Source organism: Ruminococcus sp. MCC718 (assembly GCF_018783905.1).
GTDB classification, from domain to species: domain Bacteria; phylum Bacillota; class Clostridia; order Lachnospirales; family Lachnospiraceae; genus Hominisplanchenecus; species Hominisplanchenecus faecis.
Genome location: NZ_WQNP01000002.1, coordinates 38,808 through 61,638 on the forward strand (window position 1 = coordinate 38,808; position 22,831 = coordinate 61,638).

A 22,831-nucleotide genomic window follows, 5' to 3' on the forward strand; every position below is an offset into this window, starting at 1 on the left:
AGAAAGGAAGCAAAATGGGAAAAGAAAAGGAAAACAGAAATGGAAAAACAAAAGGAAATGCGATCGCTCTGTTGCCGATCGGCGTATTTCTTGTGCTGTATCTCGGACTTGGTATTTTATTTGAATACGTGATGAAAATTCCGATGGGATTTTATAATGTGCCGATCGTGGTTGCTTTTCTGGCAGCGATCCTGGTTGCCTGTCTGCAGAACCGGGCGGTAAATTTTGAACAGAAACTGGAGATCATGTCTGGCGGCGTGGGTGATAAAAACATCATCACGATGCTGCTGATCTTTCTGGCGGCGGGTTCGTTTGTCGGAGTTGTGGGCAGGGGAAGTGCAGAGAGTGTGGCGTATTGTATGCTCTCCCTGATCCCAGCGAGATATGCAGTGGCAGTATTGTTTGTGGTGGCCTGTTTTGTCTCCGTGGCGATGGGAACATCGGTCGGAACGATCACGCTTCTGGTGCCGATCGCATCGGCTGTTTCTGCTGCGTCCGGATTTGAACTTGCATTCTGTGTGGCATCCGTTATGGGCGGAGCAATGTTCGGCGATAATCTTTCCTTTATTTCGGATACGACGATTGCCGCCTGCAACGGGCAGGGCTGTGAGATGAAAGACAAGTTCCGGGAGAATTTCTGGATTGCATTTCCGGCAGCAGCCGCAACGCTGATTTTAATCCTGATTCTGTCCTTTCAGACAGAAGTGCAGGGGCAGGTCAGCCAGTCGTATCATCTGGTGCAGGTGATCCCGTATGTGCTGGTGCTGATCGGAGGCATTATCGGCATCAATGTCTTTGTGGTGCTTCTGGTCGGGATTGTTTCCGGGGCGTTTATCATGCTGGCCGGAGGGCATATCGCACCGGTCGATCTTCTTGCAAACATGGGGAATGGCGTTTCCGGAATGTTTGAAACCTGCATGGTTGCGATTCTGGTTGCGGCAATGTGTGCCCTGATCCGTGAATATGGCGGATTTGATGCTCTGCTTGCCTGGATCCACCGGATTTTCCGCGGCAAACGTGGCGGTCAGCTTGGCATGGGACTGTTGGTCGGTGCGATGGACATTGCTACGGCAAACAATACAGTGGCGATCGTCATGGCAAATCCGATCGCAAAAGAAATGGCACAGGAGTACGGCATCACGCCGAGAAAAGCAGCCTCGATCCTGGATACCTTTTCCTGTATTTTCCAGGGTATCATCCCATACGGTGCCCAGATGCTGGTGGCGATTTCTGCCGTAAATGAACTTGGCGGAGAACTTTCGGCATTCCAGATCATGCCGAGACTCTTCTATCCGATGCTGCTGCTTGTCAGTTCCGTGATTGCAATTTTATGGAACAGAAACGAAAAGTAAAAATTATCTTGTGATGTAAATTGTCTTATGATACGATACCTGTAGTTAAATGAAAGTATGCCGAAGATATAAATTTTGAACGTCCGCTTTACATGGACGAAATAAATCGGATAAAAGAGGACAGCAGACATTATGAGAATAAATGAGACTTTGAAAAAGCCGATGTTGGAGGCGAAATACCTGAATGTAGACAATACAGACAGATATCGCCCGATCATCCGGCTTTTTTATTTAAATTATGAAAAGCTGAAATACTGGATCTATCAGGAAGAAGTTTATGAGGAATTAAAAGAAGATCCGTATTTTCAGGAGTATACACCGGAACAGTGTCAGCAGGATCTTACGGCACTGACTGCCTGGGGGAATCTGATCACCACGCAGGATACCAGGAGAGTGACCACGATTGAAGAATTTAAAAATAAAAAATTTCGCTATCAGCTGTCAAAAGCGACAGTAGAAATTGAGCGAATGGTGATCCGGGTAGAAAATCTGTTTATCGAAAGTTCTTCCCTGGAGCCGACACTTCTGGAGCGGATCCGCATGAATCTGGAAAAAATCCCGCAAATGCAGAACGAAGAACCGGAAAAAATCTACAGCTGGTGGAATGATCTGGGCAGCGATTTCATCCGTCTCAATCAGAATTATCAGGATTATATGCGTGAGCTGAACAGTGTGAAAGCGGAGCAGATGATGAAAACGCAGGAATTTCTGATCTTCAAGGACCGGCTGATCGAATATCTGCGAAGTTTCGTAAAAAGCCTGCAGATCAATGCGTCGGCGATCGAGCAGTACCTGAAGAATACAGAAGAACATCAGATAATTGCTATACTGGAGAAAGAAGCAGAATATGAAGTCTCGATTCCTCAGATTGATGTAGAGCTGACAAAAGAAAGGATCCTTGATAAAGTCACCGGACGCTGGCAGAGCCTGAAAGAGTGGTTCATGGCGACGGAGGATCAGCAGTCGGAAGTGGTGCGTGTGTTTGATACGACAAACGAAATCATAAGAAAAATCACAAGATATGCAGCAAGGATCAGCGAACTGAGCAACAGCGGTTCCAATCGAAGAGAAGAATACCATAAACTGGCAGTGATGTTCTCAAAATGCGAGGATATCTATGAGGCACACAGGCTGGCGGCTTCTGTTTTCGGGATCGAAAAACCGCTGCATTTAAAGGGGCTTTCCGGGCGAAAGACGGAGAGCATCAACAGCGGTGTTTTTGAAGAAGATCCGCATGTGGTAACAGTGCTTCCACGTGTACGGACCTACAAGGAAAAGGCAAAACGAAGCGGCATTGCAGACCGCAGCAAAGAAAAAGAGGCAGTGCGTCTGGAGACGATCCGCAGGCTGGAGGAAGAACAGAAACTGCTTCGCAGCTATATTAAAGATGGAAAAATTTCGTTTGCAGAACTGCCGGAGATTGAGCCGCATGTAAGAGATGTTTTTCTGCTGTGGCTGTCAAAAGCACTGGAGAATAAGCATTTTCGCGGGAAGACAGAGAGCGGCGAAATTTATTATATCGAAAATGCAGATACGAAAGAAACCTGTATGCTGCATGCAAAAGACGGGATTTTACAGATGCCGGCGTACACAATCCGGTTTGAGGAGAAAAAATGAATGCGTTAGAAATATTACTGGGGAGAAGATGGATTTTAAAAAGCAGAGACAGGGAATTGTATTACCGGATGAAAGATGAAGCACCGGCTATTAAGAAATTTCTGACGGAGAAGCTTGGGTATCAGATGATCGTTAATCCATATCTGATAAAAATAGAGAAAATGCCGGCAAAGCCGGAGAACTGGATGGGGATTCTGGAATTTAACGACAAGATAGAGTATGTATTTTTCTGTATGATCCTGATGTTCCTAGAAGAAAAAGAAGCGATGGAACAGTTTGTATTATCAGAACTGACGGAATACATACAGGGGCAGTATCAGGAAGAGCAGATTGACTGGACGGTCTACCAGTACCGCAGACACCTGATCAAAGTGCTGAAATATTGTGTGAACAGCGGCATTCTTGATGTGGATGACGGAAGTGAAGAGAATTTTGCGAAAGACGGGAGCAATGAAGTGCTCTATGAAAATACCGGGGCGTCCCGCTACTTTATGCGGAATTTTACGCAGGATATCATGGGATATACAAAGCCGGAGGATTTTCAGAAAGAAGAGTGGATCGATGTCGATGAAGACCGCGGAATTGTGCGAAGACAGCGAGTTTACCGCCAGCTTCTGATGACGATGGGGATGTATAAAAATGAGCAGAATGAAGAAGATTTCGCCTATATCCGCAATCAGAGGAATCTGGTACAGAGTGATTTTGAAGAATATCTGGACTGTGAACTGCACGTGCACCGCACAAGTGCATTTCTCATTCTTTCACAGGATTGCCGCATGGGGCGGTGTTTTCCGGAAGAAAACACGATATCGGATGTGATCCTGCTTGTGAACGGCATGATCTGTGAAAAGATAGAAGAAGGAGAGATCGTGCCTGCGGCAGATGAACGTATCTTTATTCCAAGAGAGATGTTTACAGGCATCCTGGAGTCATGCAAAGAGCTTTATGGAAGGGGATTTATCAAAACATACCGTGAGATGACAACAGGAGAATTTTGTGAAAATGTAAAGAATTATATGCTGGAACTGGGACTGATCCGGGAAGAGAAAGATATCTGGCTCAGTCCGGCAGTCGGAAAAGTGATCGGAAAGTATCCGGAAGAATTTATGAAAAATGGAGGCAGTGATGAACAGTAAATGGCAGATATACAGGGTAGGGCTGATTGATTTCTGGTACTACGACGAAGAAGAGTTTTACTTTCTGGATGGCAGGATGCTGCTTCGCGGAGCCAATGGTTCCGGAAAATCTGTAACGATGCAGAGTTTTATCCCGCTGCTCCTGGATGGAAATATGCGTCCGGAGCGTCTGGATCCATTTGGGTCAAAAGCAAGAAAAATGGAAAATTATCTTCTCGAAGAAGGGGATGGACGGGATGAGCGGACCGGATACCTTTATATGGAGCTCAAACGCAAAGAAAGCGATGAATTTCTGACACTTGGCATCGGTATGCGTGCCCGGAAAAATAAAAAAATGGACTCCTGGTATTTCTGCGTTACAGACGGCAGACGCATCGGCAAAGATCTTTATCTCTATAAAGAAGAAAAAAGCAAGATCACCTGCACTATGCGTGAACTGAAAAACCGCATCGGAGAAGGCGGAAAAATGATGGAAACACAGAGCGAGTATGCACAGTGTGTCAACAGACTGCTGTTTGGTTTTGAGACACAGGAAGAATACAGGGAACTGCTGAACCTTCTGATCCAGCTGCGAACGCCGAAACTGTCAAAGGATTTCAAGCCTACCGTGATCAATGATATCCTGAGCAGTTCGCTTCAGACCTTATCCGAAGATGATCTTCGTCCGATGTCGGAAGCGATCGAAAATATGGATGGCATGAAAACAAATCTGGATACCTTAAAAGAAAGTATTTCTGCAGCGAAACAGATTGAAAAAGTGTACGATCAGTATAATGAGATCGTACTGTATGACAAAGCACTTCTCTATACAAAAGCCATAAAAGAGTGCCGCCAGGCGGAAGAAAAAACAGTTCAGACTGAAAAAGCAATTCTGGAAAATACGGCATCTTATCAGGCAGAAAAAGAACATTATGAAGAACTTGCAGGAGAAGAAAAGCTGCTTCAGGAAGAGAAGGACTCCCTGGCGGATAATGATGCAGCCAAATTAAAAGACCGCGAGATTAAAATAAGCCAGGAGATCAGAGAGTTACAGAAAATTGTTGCCGATAAAAAACAGCAGGAGCAGACGAAAAACGAAAAGCGGATCGATACAGAAGAAATCCTGAAAAAACAGGAAGAAAAGAAAGAAGAAAAATGGTCTGAAATCGAAGAATATCTGGAGGAAATGGAATCCGATATGGATGGCGTTCCATTTGATGATTTTTCTTTTATGCAGGAAGAGCTTTGCGAAAAGAAAGAAGAGGAATATTCTTTTGATGCACATCGGAAACTGCTGAAAGATTACACGAAAAAAGTAGAGCAGGGAAAGCAGCTGCTTCTGGAAGAAAAAGCGGTGCAGGAGCGTTACAGCACGTTCCTTCAGGATCTGGATCAGTATCAGGATGAGAGAAACAAAGCAGAGAGAGAACTTTTACAGTACGAAAATCAGCTTCATGAGATCCGTCAGGAACTGATCGAGCAGATTTATAAATGGAATCAGCAAAATGAAGAACTGCATCCGGAGGCGGAAGTTCTGCAGGAGATGGCAAGGCAGATTGAAAACTATCAGTCGGACAGTGACTACTGGGCGATTCGAAATTTAAGCAAAAAAGCGTATGATCAGAAAAACGAGGCTTTATCAGCAGAGAAAACCCAGAGAAGCTGGCAGCTTTCAGAACTTAAAAAAGAATACGATGCGATCAGCACGGAACTGAGACAGTGGCAAAACCAGAAAGAACCGGAGCCGGAAAGGGATGCGGCAGTTCTTGAAAACAGAAAACGTCTGGATGAAAGGAACATCCCATATCTGCCGTTTTATAAGATGGTTGATTTTGATCAGAAGCTTGGGAAAGAAAAAGCAGCCAGACTGGAAGAAGCACTTCTGTACATGGGAATCCTAGATGCACTGATCATTGCACCGCAGTACCGGGAGCAGGTTCTTCAGAGCGAAGAAGGATGCTGCGACCGCTATTTATTTACGGATGCAGAGTATGTCAGGAACAACCTTATGGATTGGCTGGATATCGACAATCCGGATCATGATATGTTCTTATATCAGAATGTATCGGGTGTTTTGTCAGCAATCACATCAGGAAGATCCGATCAGGCAGCGACCTGGATTGATGAGGACGGAAATTATAAGATCGGAGTTCTCGAAGGCACAGTAACAAAACAGTACACACCTTGTTTTATCGGTTCTACAGCAAGAGAACAGTATCGCCTGGATAAGATCGCAGAACTGCAGCAGCTCCTGGACGAGAAGCAAAAAGAAATCGAAACAGAAGAACAGGAAATCGAAAAAATCCAGAGTCGTCTGAAAAAACTGTCGGAAGAATGGAACACTTTCCCAAAAGACCATGACCTGAAGATTGCCGCAAAAGAGTGTGAAAAGCAGGAAGAAAAATTAAAGGATCTGAATGAAAAGATACAGCAGCAGAAACAGCGTGTCGAGACAGAGCGAAAGAAGCTGGATGAAGTACGCCTGCGGGTGCAGGAAGCCTGCCAGAAATGTTACTTGAAAGCGAGACTGGATCTGTTTGAAGAAGTTCAGGAAGCACTGAAAGAATATACGGAGTGCCTGAACCAGCTGCAGATCTGCCATAAAGACTATATCAATACGCTGCATTACATAAGAAGCCAGGAATTTTATCTGGAAGATATCGAGAAGGATCTGGATGATATCCGGTACGAACTTGGCAGAAATCTCACACAGCAAAAACAAAAAGAAGCAGAACTTCTGGCAGTACAGGAACAGTTAAAGCTTACCGACTACGAAAAAATTAAGAGCAGGCTGGATTATTGCATGGAACGTTTAAGCGTGATTCCGCAGGAAAAAGAAGCTTCCGCAAGAAAAAGAGGTGAGCTGGAGAGCGGGAGAAAAATTCTGGAAGAAAAACAGAGAGAAAATCAGAAAATCACCGAAAAACTGCAGGACAAAAAAATCTGGCTGAAAAAGGTATTTGAACAGGAATATCAGCTTGGCTATGTGATGGAGCTTTCGGCAACAGAAAAAGTGACAGAAAAAGAAGCGGCAAAAGTATGCAGCCAGCTTGCCGGAAAATTCGGAAACGACAGGCAGAGTGACCTTCTTGGAAAGCTTCAGGCAGAGTATCATAAAAACAGAGGTTATCTGCTGGAATATCAGATGACATTAAAGACACTGTTCCAGGATCTGGATGAACAGACTTCCTTCCTGGAGATGAGTATGAAACGTATCGATGTTTCTGCAAAGTACCATGGAACCGTTGTGAAATTTAAAGAACTGCTCTCTATTCTGGAAGAAAATGAAAGAGTACAGAGTCAGCTGCTCAACGATAAAGATAAAGAACTTTTTGAAGATATCCTTGCCAATACGATCAGCAAAAAGATCCGTGCCAGAATCCAGGCGAGCAAACGCTGGGTGGAAAAAATGAACGATCTGATGGAGTCTATGAAAACTTCCAGCGGTTTGAAACTGAGCCTTCGCTGGAAAAACAAGCGGGCAGACAAAGAAGAACAGATGGATACAAAAACACTGGTGGATCTGCTTCAGAAAGATGCCGAGATCATGCGTCCGGAAGAAGTCGAACAGTTATCCAGACATTTCCGCTCCAAGATTGCCGAGGCAAGAAAGGAAGCCGATGAGACAGCGAATATGCAGTCCTTCCATGCAATCATGCGGGAAGTTCTGGATTACCGCAAGTGGTTTGAATTCCAACTGGAATGCCAGAAGACCGGCGAGAAAAAGCGGGAACTGACAGACCGTGTATTCTTCACGTTCAGCGGCGGTGAAAAAGCAATGGCGATGTATGTGCCGTTGTTTTCAGCCGTTGTCGCAAAATATGCAGGTGCAAGAGGGGATGCCCCAAGGCTGATCTCCCTGGATGAGGCATTTGCCGGGGTGGATGAGATGAACATCCGTGATATGTTCCGCCTTATGGTAGAATTTGATTTTAATTTTATGATCAATTCTCAGATCCTGTGGGGAGACTACGAGACGATTCCGGCACTTGCCATTTATCAGCTGGTACGTCCGGAAAATGCAAAATTTGTGACTGTCATCCGTTATACATGGAATGGAACGGTCAGGCAAATGACAACGAAAAAAGATGTGAATCAGACAGAGTAAGTTTCGGAAGGAGTATGGTAGAGTATGCCACGTATCAGGAGGCGATGGTGGAGGAGTATAAATAAAGGAAAGAAGGGAATGACATTTAATTCCACGTGGATTACAGACAGGTATTATGATATGATAAAATAAAATCAACAAATGAAAAGTACTTAAGAAAAGGAGAAATTTATTATGGGTTGGGAAGAAATATTAGACGCAGAAGGTGCAGATATGGCAGATGCCTACAATGATAGTCTGCCGGAAGAAACGGTCAAGGTTTATGATCCTGAGCAGGATAAGAAGTCTGAAATGGACAGTATGAGACGGCTTGTAGAAAGCTATGAAGAAGAGAAAGACCGAATAGAATATATTTGTGATTTTGAGGGTGTACCGGACGTATTGGTCTATGACGCATATAAAGATGACATATTTGAAGATGTTATATCGGAAGAGCTCCTAGGTCCAGATATCTCATTTGTTGATATGTCCCACGATCAATTGATGAAGGCATGGACAAAATTTGGGCAGGATATAAATCAGGTGAGGTGCACTTTGGCCTGTGCCGAACAGGATATCCAAATATTGATGAATCTTGCAGATGATGAAGCTAAGTCAGTTTTATCATCATATAAAAATGAGATTAAAAAGGAATATGAAGAAGTTTCTAGATGTTGTGATGGCATTGGGAAAGAGTTTGAAAATATGATTCTCAATGATCAGATAGCGAAACTTGCAGACCTGGTATTTAATGTGTATAAGTCGGAAGAAATTTTGAAACTTATAGAAGTGGATATTCACTGTCTGATGGGGTATCGGGGATGTTATGGTGCCCAGATTCCGAAAGATATGGAAGATAAATACCAGGAGAAATACAATGCTATTGTTAACAAAAGGTAAGCACAAAAAGAACCTGTAAAACCTGAAGATGATTGTTGCTCGTCCTTATAAAAGTGGGAGTCTTTTCCGACTAAGATAAAACAATACTTCATGACAGATCTAAAGTCAGGAAGTGTAAAAAGAGAGTAAAAGATATATGGAAAACGATAAAAAAGAGTGCAGGGCTTATTTCCTGGAACGTTCTGTATACAAAAAACTGTTTGCAAAAATACAGGAAAAATATGCCGGGATCGGACATTTCGGCGGAACCTTTCTTCTGGATGACCTCACAAAAGAAGAAAAAGAGCAGCTTGGCGGTTTTCTTCAGAAAGATTTTTCCGGGCAGAAAAATGTGCGGGTCACGGCAAAACAAATGGAAAAGGCACTGCAAAGCAGCCGCTTCTGCAATTTCACCTGGGAAGAAATCCTGGAGCTTTATACAGGAAGAGCACTGCTTGTAAAGAAAGAAGAAAAACAAAAAGAAGAACAGCAAAGAGAATCCTGGTTTCAAAATATTCAGCTTCAATTAAAAAATCCGGATTTTCGAAACTGGATTTCTGAAGTGCTGCAAAACAGAAAAGAAAGTTATCTTTTTCTTTTGCAGCAGTATAAAGAAAACAAAAAAGAACTGGAAGATCTTCTGCAAAAGACAGACCGGGCAGCAGAAACGCTGGCAGCGTCCGAAAAAAGAGAATTGCTTGCTGTTTTTGCTGCGAAAGTCACAGGAAATCCACACTATTTTGATGAAGGAGAAACGGCAGAAAAATGTCTGTCATCCTATCTGAAATGGAAACTGAAAAAAGAGCGAAGCAACGGACTTTCCAATGCCGAATACAAAAACAGAATTTATTTTGAAGCCGGGATTTTAAAAGATGAACTTTCCAACGATGTTTTAACGTATGGACTTCATGCATGGAAGGAAAACGGAGAACCCCACCCCGGAATCGAAGGATTCTTCAGATGCAAAGAACCATTGAAACTGACCTTAAAAACACTGGGCGGACTTGGAAAAATCACAGGAGAACAGAAAATCTATATGGTTGAAAATCCGGCGGTTTTCTCAAGACTTGTGGAAAAGTATCCGGATCGAACTATTCTGTGTGGAAACGGGCAGCCGAAGTTTTCGGTGTTTGTGCTTTTGGATAAACTGACAGAAAACAGTACCATATATTATGCGGGCGATTTTGACCCGGAGGGGCTGCAGATCGCACAAAACCTCAAAAAACGCTATCCGGAACATTTTATTTTCTGGAAATACAAGGCAGAATATTATCAGAAATATAAATCCGAAGTGCAGCTGGATGAGAAACGAATCCGAAAACTGGATAAGATCGACCTGCCGGAACTGCAGGAAATCAAAGAAGCGATGCAAAGAGAAAAATATGCTGCGTATCAGGAGGCGATGGTGGAAGAGTATGAATAAATGGGAAAAGTTTGAACAGGATTGTGTGGAATTTTTGAACAAAACATATGGCATGTATGCCAGATTTACGCACAAAGGCGGAGCAGATTCTACCGTTCCGGATATTTTGGTGGAGACACGGCAAGGTTTTTGCTTTTATATAGAGGCGAAACATTCCCCGGCACAGTGCGGTCAGTTTGTTTTATTACCGGATATTATGACACAGACATTTCAGTATAGCAAGCAGAATACAGATAGTATTAATTCGTCAGCACAGATGATTATAGAATATATGAATCAGAAATTCGATGACTACAGAAATGCAGGGACAGCAGGAAAAGAAATTATGATGCCGGGCGGTCAGGAGATTTTTGCAGACTGGATTGCAGAACATTATCGAAAAAAAGATGTCCGATTTTTTATCACCAATGGATTTAAAATTATTCCGATCAGGCGATTTCGGGAGTGTTTTGAAATCAGTGCCACTTATCGTGTGAAAAGAAGTGGCTCAAGTGGCGTTGGAAAAAAACAGATTTCTGTTGTAAAAGATTTTCTTTTCAAACAGGATTATGAAATCCGTAATGTACAGACAGAAGGAAACAAACTGTTTATAACTTCAAATCTGCCATATCATGATCAAAGATTTATTTTAAATGAATATGAATACATGTTTTCCCAACGGGGTGAGCGGTATGAGATCAGAAAGCTTTCCAATACATATAATGCAAACGTAATTTTTTCTGTTAAGTTAAATGAATATGCTTCGGGTCTTACAGATCAGGAATTTATTACGGCATTGATATGATCAGAAGTCAGGATTCGGAGTCTGGCAGAACCTTTCCAATCTCAATGCCGATCAGCTGTAGCACATCGATCACAACAGAATTTCCGAATTGTTTGTATGCCTGGCTGGAACTTGGGCAGAGCTTGTAAGAATCCGGAAATCCCATGATTCTGGCACATTCCCGGGGATGGAGTTTGCGTGTTCTGTCATGAATCAGGTATCCGCCTGTCTTGGCAAAAATACCGCCTCCATAGGCAGATAGGGTGATGGCAATGCCTTTTGTACTGTAGATACGTTCGCCCTGACCACCTTTGTTCACGATGCCGAGCCTTATCGGTTTGTTGCTGTAACTGGTATCGGCAACGCCGTTAAAATAAGTATCCGGTCGACTGATGTACAAATTTTCTACCAGGCTTTCATCTTCCAGAAGAAAATCCTCAACATGTTTTTTGAGTGGAAAAGCCTTTGGAAACGAGAAATCCTTTATCTTCAGATCATTTCGAAAACAGACCATATAGATACGTTCCCGGTTTTGAGGAATTCCGTAATCAACTGCATTCAGGACATCTTTAAAAAAGGTGTATCCAAGTTCCTCAAGAGTGCCTTTTACGACTTCCAGTGTATGTCCGTTATCATGCGAAGCAAAATTCTTTACATTTTCCATAAATACGATTTTTGGATGTTTCTGCCGTATAATCCGGGCAACATCAAAAAAAAGAGTTCCGCGGCTGTCCTCAAATCCACGCTGCTTGCCACTGATAGAGAAAGCCTGGCACGGAAACCCGGCACAGAGGATGTCGTGGTCAGGAATCGTATGTTCATCCACTTTGGTGATGTCCCCTTCCGGGAGGTCACCAAAATTTTCTTTATAGACATTCTGTACCGGTTTGTCCCACTCATTGGAATATACGCACGTTGCCCCAAGAGATTCCAGGGCGAGCCGGAAGCCGCCAAGGCCGGCAAAGAGGTCGATGAAAGTCATTCCTGTCAAAGTTTTTTCTGTGATCGTGATCATAAAATGTCTCCTGAAATGTTGTTACTCTATATCAGATGTGATGTAACTTCTGCCTGTATAAGCAAAAAAGCTGTATCAGTGACGAGATTCAATATCCTGTCTAATATAGCTTTTGAGGGGCTGTAGATGTGTAACGATTATAACACAGGGAGAGAGAATGTCAAATGTTATGTTACTAAAACATTGCATATTGAATAATGATCGATTCTTTTTGAAATTAAAGAGATGATTAAGAGCGTGTAATATATTAAAACAGATTTTGATAATGGAAAATGTATATGAAAAAAATAAACCATTTTCTTAAAAAAATCTATTGTCAAATACCTCAAAAAGTTGTAAAGTTGTTGCTGGAATAAAATAACATCAAAAACGGTCAAATATTATGAAAAATATGACGGAATTTGAACGCAGAGAAGCGGATTGTGAATGTCCGCTTTACTGACGATGAATTTTCGGATAAACAGCGGACATACTACAGGAGGTGAGGACATGAGGCTGTCAGTTGGCAAAAGAGTGATACCGGTTTTTGTGGTTGTAGCAGTTTTGATTTTTTCGACGATCGGGCTGGCACATATGAAAACAGAGTTGATTCAGCAGCAGAGGGTATCTGTCCAGACAGCCACATGTCTTATGAAGATGTCTCTTGTAAGAGCACAGGAGTCTGCAGAAATAGACGAAGTACATACAAGGCGGATCAGTCGCCTTATTTTTCTGGAGCGGAGCAGAGAGTTTCGGGATGGCAATATGCGTCTGCATATGCTGTTTTTCCTGTCAGCGATCTGGTGCGGCTGCTTCTGCTTTTTTGAACGAAATGTAAGAAGCATACATGAGCACTGTTCCAGAAAGCGAAATCTCGTGATTTCCTATATTCACAGTCAGGATGGGCAAAAGCACAGGAGACTGGCTTTTAGCATCTGATACAAACGAAAGATGATATCTGCAAAGCTTTTGGTGCGGATATCGATTATGTGAAAAAAGGAGAACACAAATGTTAGCACAAGTATTAGCAATCATCATTTTCCTTGCCATGTTCCTGCTGATCATTCTGGAGATCTGGGAAAGGCAGTGGATCACGCTGGCGTGCGGTCTTCTGACCCTGCTTCTGGTCTTTGGGCTTGGTATGCACAGCATGGGGGCGATCATGCGTACCCTGAATTTACAGAGTTTCTTTACAACCGGATTCTGGTATGCAGCAGGTGAATCCAGCGAGGCTTCTTCCGGTATCAACTGGCAGACGATCATTTTTATCGCCGGCATGATGATCATGGTAGAAGGTATGGCAAAAGTCGGTTTCTTCCGCTGGCTCTGCATGGAAATCGCAAAGATGGTAAAATATCAGGTTATTCCGATCTTTATGACGTTTATGCTGCTGTCTTTCGTACTGGCTATGTTCATCGACAGTATCACCGTTATCCTGTTTCTGGCAGCAGTTACGATCGAACTGTCACAGCTTCTGGAGTTTGATCCGGTTCCGATGATCTTATCGGAAATCTTCTGTGCCAATCTCGGAGGATCGGCAACGATGTGCGGAGATCCGCCAAACATTATCATCGGTACATCCCTGGGATATTCTTTCACCGACTTCATTACCAATACTGGTCTGATGGCAGTCGTATCCCTGGTATTTGTCGTTATCTATTTTTACTTTGCATTTAGAAAAGAACTGAAAAAGAACGGGGCAAATAAAAAAGATCATGCTTCTTATCCAGATCCGAAGGAAGCAATCACAGACAAACGTGGATTTATCGCAAGCTGTATTATTTTCCTGTGTGCTGTCGTGCTTCTGGTATCACATGCACAGACGGGGCTGACTGTATCGACGATCGGTGTTGCTATTGCAATCGTAACCTTGATCGTGGCAGGAAAAGATGCACTGGAACTTCTGAAAAAAGTAGATTACAAAACACTGCTGTTCTTTGTCGGACTGTTTGTTGTCGTAAGTGGTCTGGAGGAAACCGGTGTTCTGGAAATTCTGGCAGGCTTTATCGGATCTGTCAGTGGCGGAAATATTGCTGTTATGATTGCTATTATCATTATCGTATCTGCAGTGGCAAGTGCCTTTATCGATAACATTCCATTCGCAGCGACCATGATCCCGGTTATCACGGATCTGGCATCCGATGTAGCCGGTGTCAACCTGACTGTTCTTGCATGGGCACTGGCGATCGGTACCGATATCGGAGGAAGTGCAACACCGATCGGTGCATCGGCGAACGTTGTAGGTATCGCAACCGCAGCAAGAGAAGGTCATATTATTAAATGGGGAAAGTATTGCAAATATATGGCTCCTGCTACTATAATAGTAGTAGCAATATCTCTGGCGATGATCTACGTCAGATATTTATGATGCCAGGGTCACGTATGACATCATTTGGCTTTAACATTATACCTATAAAAGGGGGCTGAGCAAAATGGAAAAACAATTAATTATTTCGGTAGGACGTGAGTTCGGAAGTGGCGGTCATGAAGTCGCACAGAAACTTGCTGATGATTATGGCATTGCACTGTATGACCATGACCTGTTAAAAGAGATCGCAACAAAGAAAAATTTAAAAAGTGAAGATCTCGAAGCATATGATGAACTGAAATGGAACCGCTTTCTGTATCGTACTGTTCGCGGACTGAACAGTTCACCGGAGCAGAACGTTGCAAACCTGCAGTTTGATTTCCTGAAAGAAAAAGCAAAATCAGGAGAGTCTTTTGTGGTAGTCGGACGTTGTTCCGAGACAATCCTTCGTGAGTACGAAAGCATGGTATCCATTTTTATCCGTGGTGACAAGCCACAGAAGGCAGAGCGTATTATGAAATATTATAATATGAACGAAAAAGATGCTCTGGGCTTCATGAAAGAAAAAGATAAAAGAAGAAAACAGTATCACAATCGTTACTGCCCGATCGCCTGGGGAGATTCCAGAAACTATGATCTGGTGGTAAACAGCAGTCGTGTCGGTGTGGACGGATGCGTGGAACAGGCAAAACATTACATCGACTTAGTAAGAAAATATCACAAATAATGGATTGAGCCTTGCAACTTCTCTGCAATCTATGATATGATTTACTCTAGTAGTGTGAAAATTAATGAAACAACAGGAGGGAAATTATGTTATCATTTTTCAAGAAAAAAGCTGCAAAATCAGAAGAAGCTGCAAATGGCAAAACTATGAAAGCATACCTGACCGGAAAAGTAATTCCGATTGAGGAAGTAAACGATGGTGTTTTCTCAGCAAAGATCATGGGTGACGGTATTGCGATCATCCCGGAAAACGAAGTTCTGACTGCTCCGGCTGACGGTGAAATCACCGTTGTTATGGACGGATCTTTCCATGCAGTAGGTATGAGACTGGACAATGGAGTAGAACTACTGCTTCACATCGGTGTAGATACGGTAGGCATGAACGGAGAAGGCTTCAAACCATATGTAACCGTGGGTGATAAAGTAAAAACAGGTGACAACCTGATCGGTTTCAGCAAATCTGCAATCGCAGCACATGGTCTGCGTGACGTGACAATGCTGATTGTTACCAACGGCGATGAGTGCCCACCGGTAAAACTGATGTCCGGTATGGATGCAGTTGCAGGCGAGACCGTAGTAGCAGAGATGTAATCCGGACAGTATTATACAAAAACATAATATTTCTTATAAAAAACTTCAGACAGAGTGAAACTTCACTCTGTCTGAAGTTTTTTTAGTCTCCAGAACGGTGACTGTTTTACTATTAGTGATGTCTTCGCCAGGGCACACTTTCTTCACAAAATCACCCCAGACTCATCACATATTTACAACATTTCAAACACAAATCGCGGATATACTGTTAGACATAAAGAACAAGAACAACAAAGAATAATAAACATCAGGTTTCTGAAAAGGAAAACCGGATGAGCAAATACAGGAGGTAGTCATTATGTCAGATATGTATAACTTCGATAACAACAATTACAACAACGAGAATCACGATGGATTCAATCACTATGAATTTGATGAAAACAACAACACACCGAACCACAAAAAACCAAATGCAAAGATGGTAAAATTTGCAAAGAAAGTCGGAGCCATTGCATTAAGTGCCGTTCTCTTCGGAGGCGTTGCAGCAGGATCTTATCAGGGAGTAAATGCTCTGTTCGGAACTTCCACACAGACAGAGGCACAGGCAACGACATCAACAAAGAGCAGTCTTCTGAAAACAACTTCCAGCACAACTTCAAAGGGTACGATGGATGTGACTGACATTGTAAAATCCGCAATGCCTTCTATCGTTTCTATCACAAGCAAATCAGTTCAGGAAGTGGAAAATTATTTCGGAATGTTCGGCGGACGTAATTCCATTCAGCAGCAGGAAGTCGAAAGTGCCGGTTCCGGTATCATCATCGGAAAGAATGACAGCGAACTGCTGATCGCCACCAACAATCATGTCATTGATGGTGCAGAGACGGTTTCGGTATCCTTTGTAGATAATGAAACTTATGAGGCAACGATCAAAGGAACCGATTCTGATAAAGACCTTGCAGTTGTAGCCGTTCCGCTTTCCAGCATTTCAAGCGATACGATGTCGAAGATTTCTGTGGCAACGATCGGTGATTCTTCCAAACTGGAAGTTGGCGAACAGGTTGTAGCCATCGGTAATGCACTTGGATATGGTCAGTCTGTGACAACCGGTATTGTAAGTGCTACAAATCGTACACTGGATTCGGAAGACAGCAGTGAAGCAAGCTATGACGGTATCAGCCTGATCCAGACCGATGCAGCCATCAACCCTGGCAACAGCGGTGGTGCTCTGCTGAACATGAACGGCGAAGTTATCGGTATCAACTCCGCCAAACTGGCTTCCACAGAAGTAGAAGGTATGGGTTATGCAATTTCTATGAACGATGCATATGATACGATTGAAGAGCTGATGAATGAGACGACAAGAACAAAAGTCTCCGATGATGAGAAAGCAAGCCTTGGTATCTCCGGTACCGGTGTAAGTGATGAGGCAGCAGAAGCTTATGGCATTCCGTCCGGTGTCTTTGTGTCACAGGTAACCGAAGGCGGGGCAGCAGAGCAGGCAGGTATCACAGCAAACTCGATCATTACTGCATTTGACGGCAAATCCGTCAGCGATATCAGCGAACTGAAAAGTCGTCTGGAATACTATAAAGCAGGCGAAGAAGTAGAAGTAACCTTACAGGTACCGGATGGCAATGGTTATACGGAAAAAAACATTACCGTCACCCTCGGAAAAGCGGACAGCAGCACAAGCGGAAGCAGCCCGCAGTCCGGCAGTGACGAAAGTCAGGATCAGAACCAGGGACAGGATCCGTATAATTACGGCGGTTCCGATGACAATTCCGGAAACTATTTCCGTTTCTCAAACAGCCAGAAAAGCTTTTGAACAGAAAAAATATCTTAAAAATTTTCATACAGCCAAACTACAGATACAAAGTTTGCCCCTGACATTTTACAACGACCCTTTACAGTACGGCTTTTCAAATGCTATACTGTAGAGGGTTTTTTGACGAAAAGAAACATAGATGAGGAGTATACTTATGAAGAAAAGATTTGCGATCATTCTGACAGCGGCAGCTCTTTCCATGACCGGATGCAGTCTGCTTGGGCAGGATACTTACTATATAGATCAGGGAATGGAACAGATAAACAGCGGCAATTATGAGGAAGCACTGACCAGCTTTTCTTCCGCAGAGCAGGAAGGGAAGCATCTCGTGGAGAGTTACCGCGGCAGCGGCATGGCGTATATGGCACTTGGAGAATACGACAAGGCGGTAGAGGCGTTTGACCGTGCAGTGGATCTGACAAAAGAGAAGCAGAAAGATGTGAGGAAAGATATTCTGATGTACAAGGCAACGGCACTGTATCAGTCCGGCGATTACGAGGGGGCGGCCAAAGTCTGCGATACGATCCAGACTTTCGGGGACAGTGCAGATGCTTATTATCTTCAGGGACTGTGCTATATGGAGCTGGATGAGAAGGATAAAGCAGGTGTGGACTTTACGACTGCGGTCAAATTATCTCCGCAGGACTACGATCTGCTTCTGAATATTTATGAATGTTATGATGACAAGAATCTTTCCGCAGAGGGGGATGCTTATCTTCAGCAGGCTCTGGCGATCAACAGCGACGATTCTGAAGATATCTACCAGAAAGCGAGAATTTATTATTTTCTTGGCGATTATGACGATGCAAAGACAGAGCTGAATAAAATGGCAGACAGCATGGATGAGCGTTCGACCATGCTTCTGTGCAGAACTTATATGAAGCAGGATGACACCGCACACGCAAGGCAGCTTTATCAGCAGTACATGGACAAATACGGTGAGACACCGGAGGCATACAATGGCATGGTACTGTGTGATATTGCGGATGAAAATTATGACAGTGCCCTGGAAAACATCACAAAAGGCCTGGCACTTTCAAACGACAAAGGAAAACAGGATCTGTATTTTAACGAGATTGTTGTCTATGAAAGGAAGCTGGATTTTGCGACCGCAAAAGAAAAAGCAGCAAAATATGTGAAAAATTATCCTGCGGACGAGGCGGGTATCCGGGAAAATAATTTCCTGAAGACCAGATAATTATGCAGAAGGAGGATCATTTATGCAGCCATATGACATGAAAGAACTGGAAGAGAGGGTGATCCTGGTCGGCGTTCAGGAGAGTTTTTCGGAAGATGTGGAAGAATCTCTGGATGAACTTGCAGAGCTTTGTGAGACAGCCGGGGCACTGGTGGTCGGAAGGGTGATCCAGAATCGTGAAAAGATCCACCCGGGCACCTATGTCGGAAAAGGAAAGATCGAGGAGATTGCCCTTCTGATGGAGGAACTGGGAGCGACCGGCATTGTCTGCGATGACGAGCTTTCTCCGGCACAGCTTAATAATCTGGAGAAAGAGCTGGACTGCAAAGTCATGGACCGTACGCTGATCATTCTGGATATTTTTGCGGCGAGAGCCAACACAAGCGAGGGAAATATCCAGGTTGAGCTTGCACAGCTGCGTTACCGTGCGGCAAGGCTGGTCGGACTTCGCAATTCGCTCTCCAGACTCGGAGGCGGTATCGGTACGAGAGGACCGGGTGAGAAAAAGCTGGAGATGGACAGACGACTGATCCATGCCCGCATTTCGCAGCTCAAGGCAGAGCTTGCACAGGTGCAGAAGCACCGTGAGCTGATAAGGAGCAAACGAAAAAAAGACCAGATGGTGGTTGCGGCGATCGTCGGTTATACCAATGCTGGCAAGTCCACGTTGCTCAACACACTGACAGATGCCGGTGTTCTGGAGGAAGATAAGCTCTTTGCAACCCTTGATCCGACGACACGCCTTCTGGAACTGCCGGGCGGTCAGAATATTCTTCTGACGGATACGGTCGGGTTTATCCGCAAACTTCCGCATCATCTGATCGAGGCCTTTAAGAGCACGCTGGAAGAGGCAAAGTATGCGGACATCATCATCCATGTGGTGGATGCGTCCAATCCGCAGAAGGAAAAACAGATGCATGTTGTTTATGAGACATTAAAAGATCTCGGTGTGAAGGATCAGCCGATCCTGACGCTGTTCAACAAGCAGGACCGTATTGAAAACCCGGAAATTTTAAAAGACATGAAAGCGGACAAAACTTTAAAAATTTCCGCAAAAACAGGGCAGGGGCTTGATGATCTGAAGGACGAGCTGGAGAAGATATTGCGTGCCAGAAGTATCCTTTTAGAGCGTGTTTTTCCGTATGAAAAGGCCGGTCTGATCCAGATTGTGCGGGCAAAAGGACAGCTTCTGGAAGAGGAGTACAGGGGCGACGGAATCTATGTAAAAGCCTTTGTTCCGGCGGAGATTTACGGCAAAGTTGCATATTAAAAAGTCAGAAATCACACAAACAAAATACTATATCTTGTATGTATTTTTAAAATACAATCCAAGATATAGTATTTTTTGCATTGACTCGCAAACGATAATCTGCTAGAATAAGTTCCTGACAGCATCTGCCGGGAGGCGGATGAAAAAGACGATAATCATGCGGAAGGAGCAGATAATATATATGTTTAAGGTAGTAAAAAGGGACGGCGAAGTCGCAGACTTTGACCTTCAGAAAATCGGGTGCGCTATTGAGAAAGCATTTGATGCGACACAGATGCAGTATAACAAAGACATGGTAGATCTGCTGAATTTGCGAGTGACTGCTGATTTCCAGAAAAAGATCAAAGACGACAAGATCGATGTGGAGAGCATTCAGGACAGCGTGGAGAATGTACTGGTTCAGGCCGGCTATGCAGATGTGGCAAAGGCGTACATTCTGTACCGTAAGCAGAGAGAAAAAATCCGCAATATGAAATCTACGATCCTGGACTACAAAGAGATCGTGGACAGTTATGTGAAAGTAGAAGACTGGCGTGTAAAAGAAAATTCTACGGTTACTTATTCCGTAGGCGGTCTGATCCTGAGCAACTCGGGAGCGGTTACGGCAAACTACTGGCTGTCTGAGATTTACGATGATGAGGTCGCTCATGCACACCGGAATGCCGATATCCATATCCATGATCTGTCGATGCTGACCGGATACTGTGCAGGCTGGTCTTTGAAACAGCTGATCACAGAGGGACTTGGCGGCATTGAGGGCAAGATCACATCGGCACCGGCCAAACATCTGTCCGTACTTTGCAATCAGATGGTCAATTTCCTCGGCATCATGCAGAATGAATGGGCAGGAGCACAGGCATTTTCTTCTTTTGACACGTATCTGGCACCGTTTGTCAAAGTGGACAATCTGGACTATCCGGAAGTCAAGAAATGCATCGAATCTTTTGTATACGGCGTAAATACACCGAGCCGCTGGGGTACGCAGGCACCATTCTCCAACATCACACTGGACTGGACGGTTCCGGCTGATCTTGCCGAGCTTCCGGCGATCGTGGGCGGCAAGCCGCAGGATTTCTGCTATAAAGACTGCAAAAAAGAGATGGATATGATCAACCGTGCCTTTATTGAGACGATGATCGAGGGCGATGCAAACGGACGCGGTTTCCAGTATCCGATCCCGACTTACTCGATCACAAAGGATTTCGACTGGTCCGATACACAGAACAACCGCCTGTTATTTGAGATGACATCCAAATACGGTACACCGTATTTTTCAAACTATATCAACAGCGATATGGAGCCGAGCGATGTACGAAGTATGTGCTGTCGTCTGCGTCTGGATCTGCGTGAATTGCGTAAGAAGAGCGGCGGATTTTTCGGTTCCGGAGAGAGTACCGGAAGTGTGGGCGTTGTGACGATCAACCTTCCGAGAATCGCTTACCTGTCCGAGACAAAAGAGGATTTCTATAAGAGACTGGATCGTATGATGGATATTTCCGCCCGTTCCCTGAAAATCAAACGAGATGTGATCTCCAAACTGCTGGACGAAGGACTGTATCCTTATACAAAACGTTACCTCGGAACTTTTGCAAATCATTTTTCCACGATCGGTATGATCGGTATGAACGAAGTCGGACTCAATGCAAAATGGCTTCGCAAAGACCTTACTCATGTGGAGACGCAGGATTTTGCAAAAGAAGTGCTGAACCATATGCGTGACAGACTGGTGATGTACCAGGAAGAGTACGGAGATCTCTACAACCTGGAGGCAACACCGGCAGAGTCCACGACCTACCGTCTGGCAAAACACGACAAAGAGCAGTATCCGGATATCATCACAGCCGGCGAGCCGGGTGATACACCGTACTACACAAACAGCTCCCATCTTCCGGTTGGCTATACGGCGGACATTTTCGATGCACTGGATATTCAGGACGGACTTCAGACTCTTTATACCTCCGGAACGGTATTCCATGCATTCTTAGGTGAGAAGCTGCCGAACTGGAAAGCCGCCGCAGCACTGGTACGCAAGATCGCAGAGAATTACAGCCTGCCGTACTACACACTATCACCGACCTACTCTGTCTGTAAAGAACACGGCTACCTTGCAGGCGAGCATTTCACCTGCCCGATCTGCGGTAAGAAATCCGAAGTTTACAGCAGAATCACCGGTTACTACCGTCCGGTTCAGAACTGGAATGACGGCAAGACACAGGAGTACAAAAACCGTAAACTTTATGATGTAGAGCATTCCTGTATGAAAAAAGTCAAGACCAGCCTTGTGACTGTACGCAAAGAAGATGTTGAGATCAAGCCGGCGGAGAGCGTGAAATACCTGTTCACGACAAAGACCTGTCCGAACTGCAAGATCGCAAAAGAGATTCTCAAAGGAGAAGATTATCAGATCATCGATGCAGAGGAAAATCAGGATCTTGTAAGAAAATACGGCATCATGCAGGCACCGACACTGGTGGTGACAGACGGCACAAAAGCAAAGAAATACGTGAATGCGTCAAACATCAAGAAATATGTGGCAGATGTAAAACAGACTGTCTGATTGTGAAGTGATTCTTAATTTCAGGACTCGCAGCAAGAATGCCAGAGGCATTCTTGAAAATCAGAAAAAAAGGGAAGCCCGGATTTTAAAGGACTTCCCTGATGTTTGGCATAAAACATAATGAAAAATACCGCTCCTCATTTGTTTATGAATGAGAAGCGGTATTTTTTGGAGAATCTTCAG

The 22,831-nt window shown here is 44.1% G+C and carries 16 protein-coding genes; 15 read left to right on the forward strand and 1 reads right to left on the reverse strand.

The window, feature by feature from the left end; translation table 11 throughout:
• The first annotated feature begins 14 nt into the window (after positions 1–14).
• From GPK60_RS00155 to GPK60_RS00185, 7 genes are all read left to right on the forward strand, one after another.
• Positions 15–1,352 (forward strand): Na+/H+ antiporter NhaC family protein, encoded by a 1,338-nt coding sequence (locus GPK60_RS00155; RefSeq protein WP_215658609.1) that lies wholly within the window; start codon positions 15–17, stop codon positions 1,350–1,352.
• A gap of 132 nt (positions 1,353–1,484) precedes the next feature.
• Positions 1,485–2,969, forward strand: a complete 1,485-nt coding sequence (locus tag GPK60_RS00160) for a TIGR02677 family protein (protein WP_215658610.1) — start codon at positions 1,485–1,487, stop codon at positions 2,967–2,969.
• Positions 2,966–4,105, forward strand: coding sequence for a TIGR02678 family protein (locus tag GPK60_RS00165; RefSeq protein WP_173866623.1), 1,140 nt, complete (start codon positions 2,966–2,968; stop codon positions 4,103–4,105). Before GPK60_RS00160 ends, GPK60_RS00165 begins: the two co-directional genes overlap by 4 nt.
• Complete coding sequence (locus GPK60_RS00170) at positions 4,095–8,192, forward strand: TIGR02680 family protein (RefSeq protein WP_215658611.1); 4,098 nt, start codon at positions 4,095–4,097, stop codon at positions 8,190–8,192. Before GPK60_RS00165 ends, GPK60_RS00170 begins: the two co-directional genes overlap by 11 nt.
• 174 nt (positions 8,193–8,366) lie before the next feature.
• The gene (locus tag GPK60_RS00175) at positions 8,367–9,071 is read left to right on the forward strand and encodes a hypothetical protein (RefSeq protein WP_215658612.1); all 705 of its coding nucleotides are present in this window, start codon (positions 8,367–8,369) and stop codon (positions 9,069–9,071) included.
• Positions 9,072–9,207: 136 nt separating this feature from the next.
• Complete coding sequence (locus tag GPK60_RS00180) at positions 9,208–10,473, forward strand: TIGR02679 family protein (RefSeq protein ID WP_215658613.1); 1,266 nt, start codon at positions 9,208–9,210, stop codon at positions 10,471–10,473.
• The gene (locus GPK60_RS00185) at positions 10,466–11,257 is read left to right on the forward strand and encodes a hypothetical protein (protein WP_173895480.1); all 792 of its coding nucleotides are present in this window, start codon (positions 10,466–10,468) and stop codon (positions 11,255–11,257) included. Before GPK60_RS00180 ends, GPK60_RS00185 begins: the two co-directional genes overlap by 8 nt.
• Before the next feature lie 7 nt (positions 11,258–11,264).
• Here GPK60_RS00185 and GPK60_RS00190 read toward each other — a convergent pair whose 3' ends face one another.
• Positions 11,265–12,251, reverse strand: coding sequence for a DNA cytosine methyltransferase (locus GPK60_RS00190; protein WP_173895479.1), 987 nt, complete (start codon positions 12,249–12,251; stop codon positions 11,265–11,267).
• A gap of 489 nt (positions 12,252–12,740) precedes the next feature.
• Between GPK60_RS00190 and GPK60_RS00195 the strand changes: the two genes are divergently transcribed.
• The 8 genes from GPK60_RS00195 to GPK60_RS00230 all read left to right on the forward strand — a co-directional run bounded on the left by GPK60_RS00195 (position 12,741) and on the right by GPK60_RS00230 (position 22,648).
• Positions 12,741–13,169 carry a hypothetical protein gene (locus GPK60_RS00195; RefSeq protein ID WP_173866127.1) on the forward strand — a complete coding sequence of 143 codons (429 nt, stop codon included), beginning with the start codon at positions 12,741–12,743 and terminating at the stop codon, positions 13,167–13,169.
• A gap of 70 nt (positions 13,170–13,239) precedes the next feature.
• A complete protein-coding gene (locus GPK60_RS00200) occupies positions 13,240–14,598 on the forward strand; it encodes an SLC13 family permease (protein ID WP_022117988.1) in 1,359 nt (452 codons plus the stop codon).
• 64 nt (positions 14,599–14,662) lie between these two features.
• Positions 14,663–15,265, forward strand: a complete 603-nt coding sequence (locus tag GPK60_RS00205; RefSeq protein ID WP_215658614.1) for a cytidylate kinase-like family protein — start codon at positions 14,663–14,665, stop codon at positions 15,263–15,265.
• A gap of 86 nt (positions 15,266–15,351) precedes the next feature.
• Complete coding sequence (locus GPK60_RS00210) at positions 15,352–15,855, forward strand: PTS glucose transporter subunit IIA (protein ID WP_022117990.1); 504 nt, start codon at positions 15,352–15,354, stop codon at positions 15,853–15,855.
• Positions 15,856–16,153: 298 nt separating this feature from the next.
• On the forward strand, positions 16,154–17,623 hold the full coding sequence (locus GPK60_RS00215) for a trypsin-like peptidase domain-containing protein (RefSeq protein WP_215658615.1): 1,470 nt from the start codon (positions 16,154–16,156) through the stop codon (positions 17,621–17,623).
• A gap of 154 nt (positions 17,624–17,777) precedes the next feature.
• On the forward strand, positions 17,778–18,821 hold the full coding sequence (locus tag GPK60_RS00220; protein WP_215658616.1) for a tetratricopeptide repeat protein: 1,044 nt from the start codon (positions 17,778–17,780) through the stop codon (positions 18,819–18,821).
• A gap of 22 nt (positions 18,822–18,843) precedes the next feature.
• Positions 18,844–20,091, forward strand: coding sequence for a GTPase HflX (gene hflX, locus GPK60_RS00225; protein ID WP_147632836.1), 1,248 nt, complete (start codon positions 18,844–18,846; stop codon positions 20,089–20,091).
• A 181-nt stretch (positions 20,092–20,272) separates the two neighbouring features.
• A complete protein-coding gene (locus GPK60_RS00230; RefSeq protein WP_215658617.1) occupies positions 20,273–22,648 on the forward strand; it encodes a ribonucleoside triphosphate reductase in 2,376 nt (791 codons plus the stop codon).
• Positions 22,649–22,831: the final 183 nt, after the last annotated feature.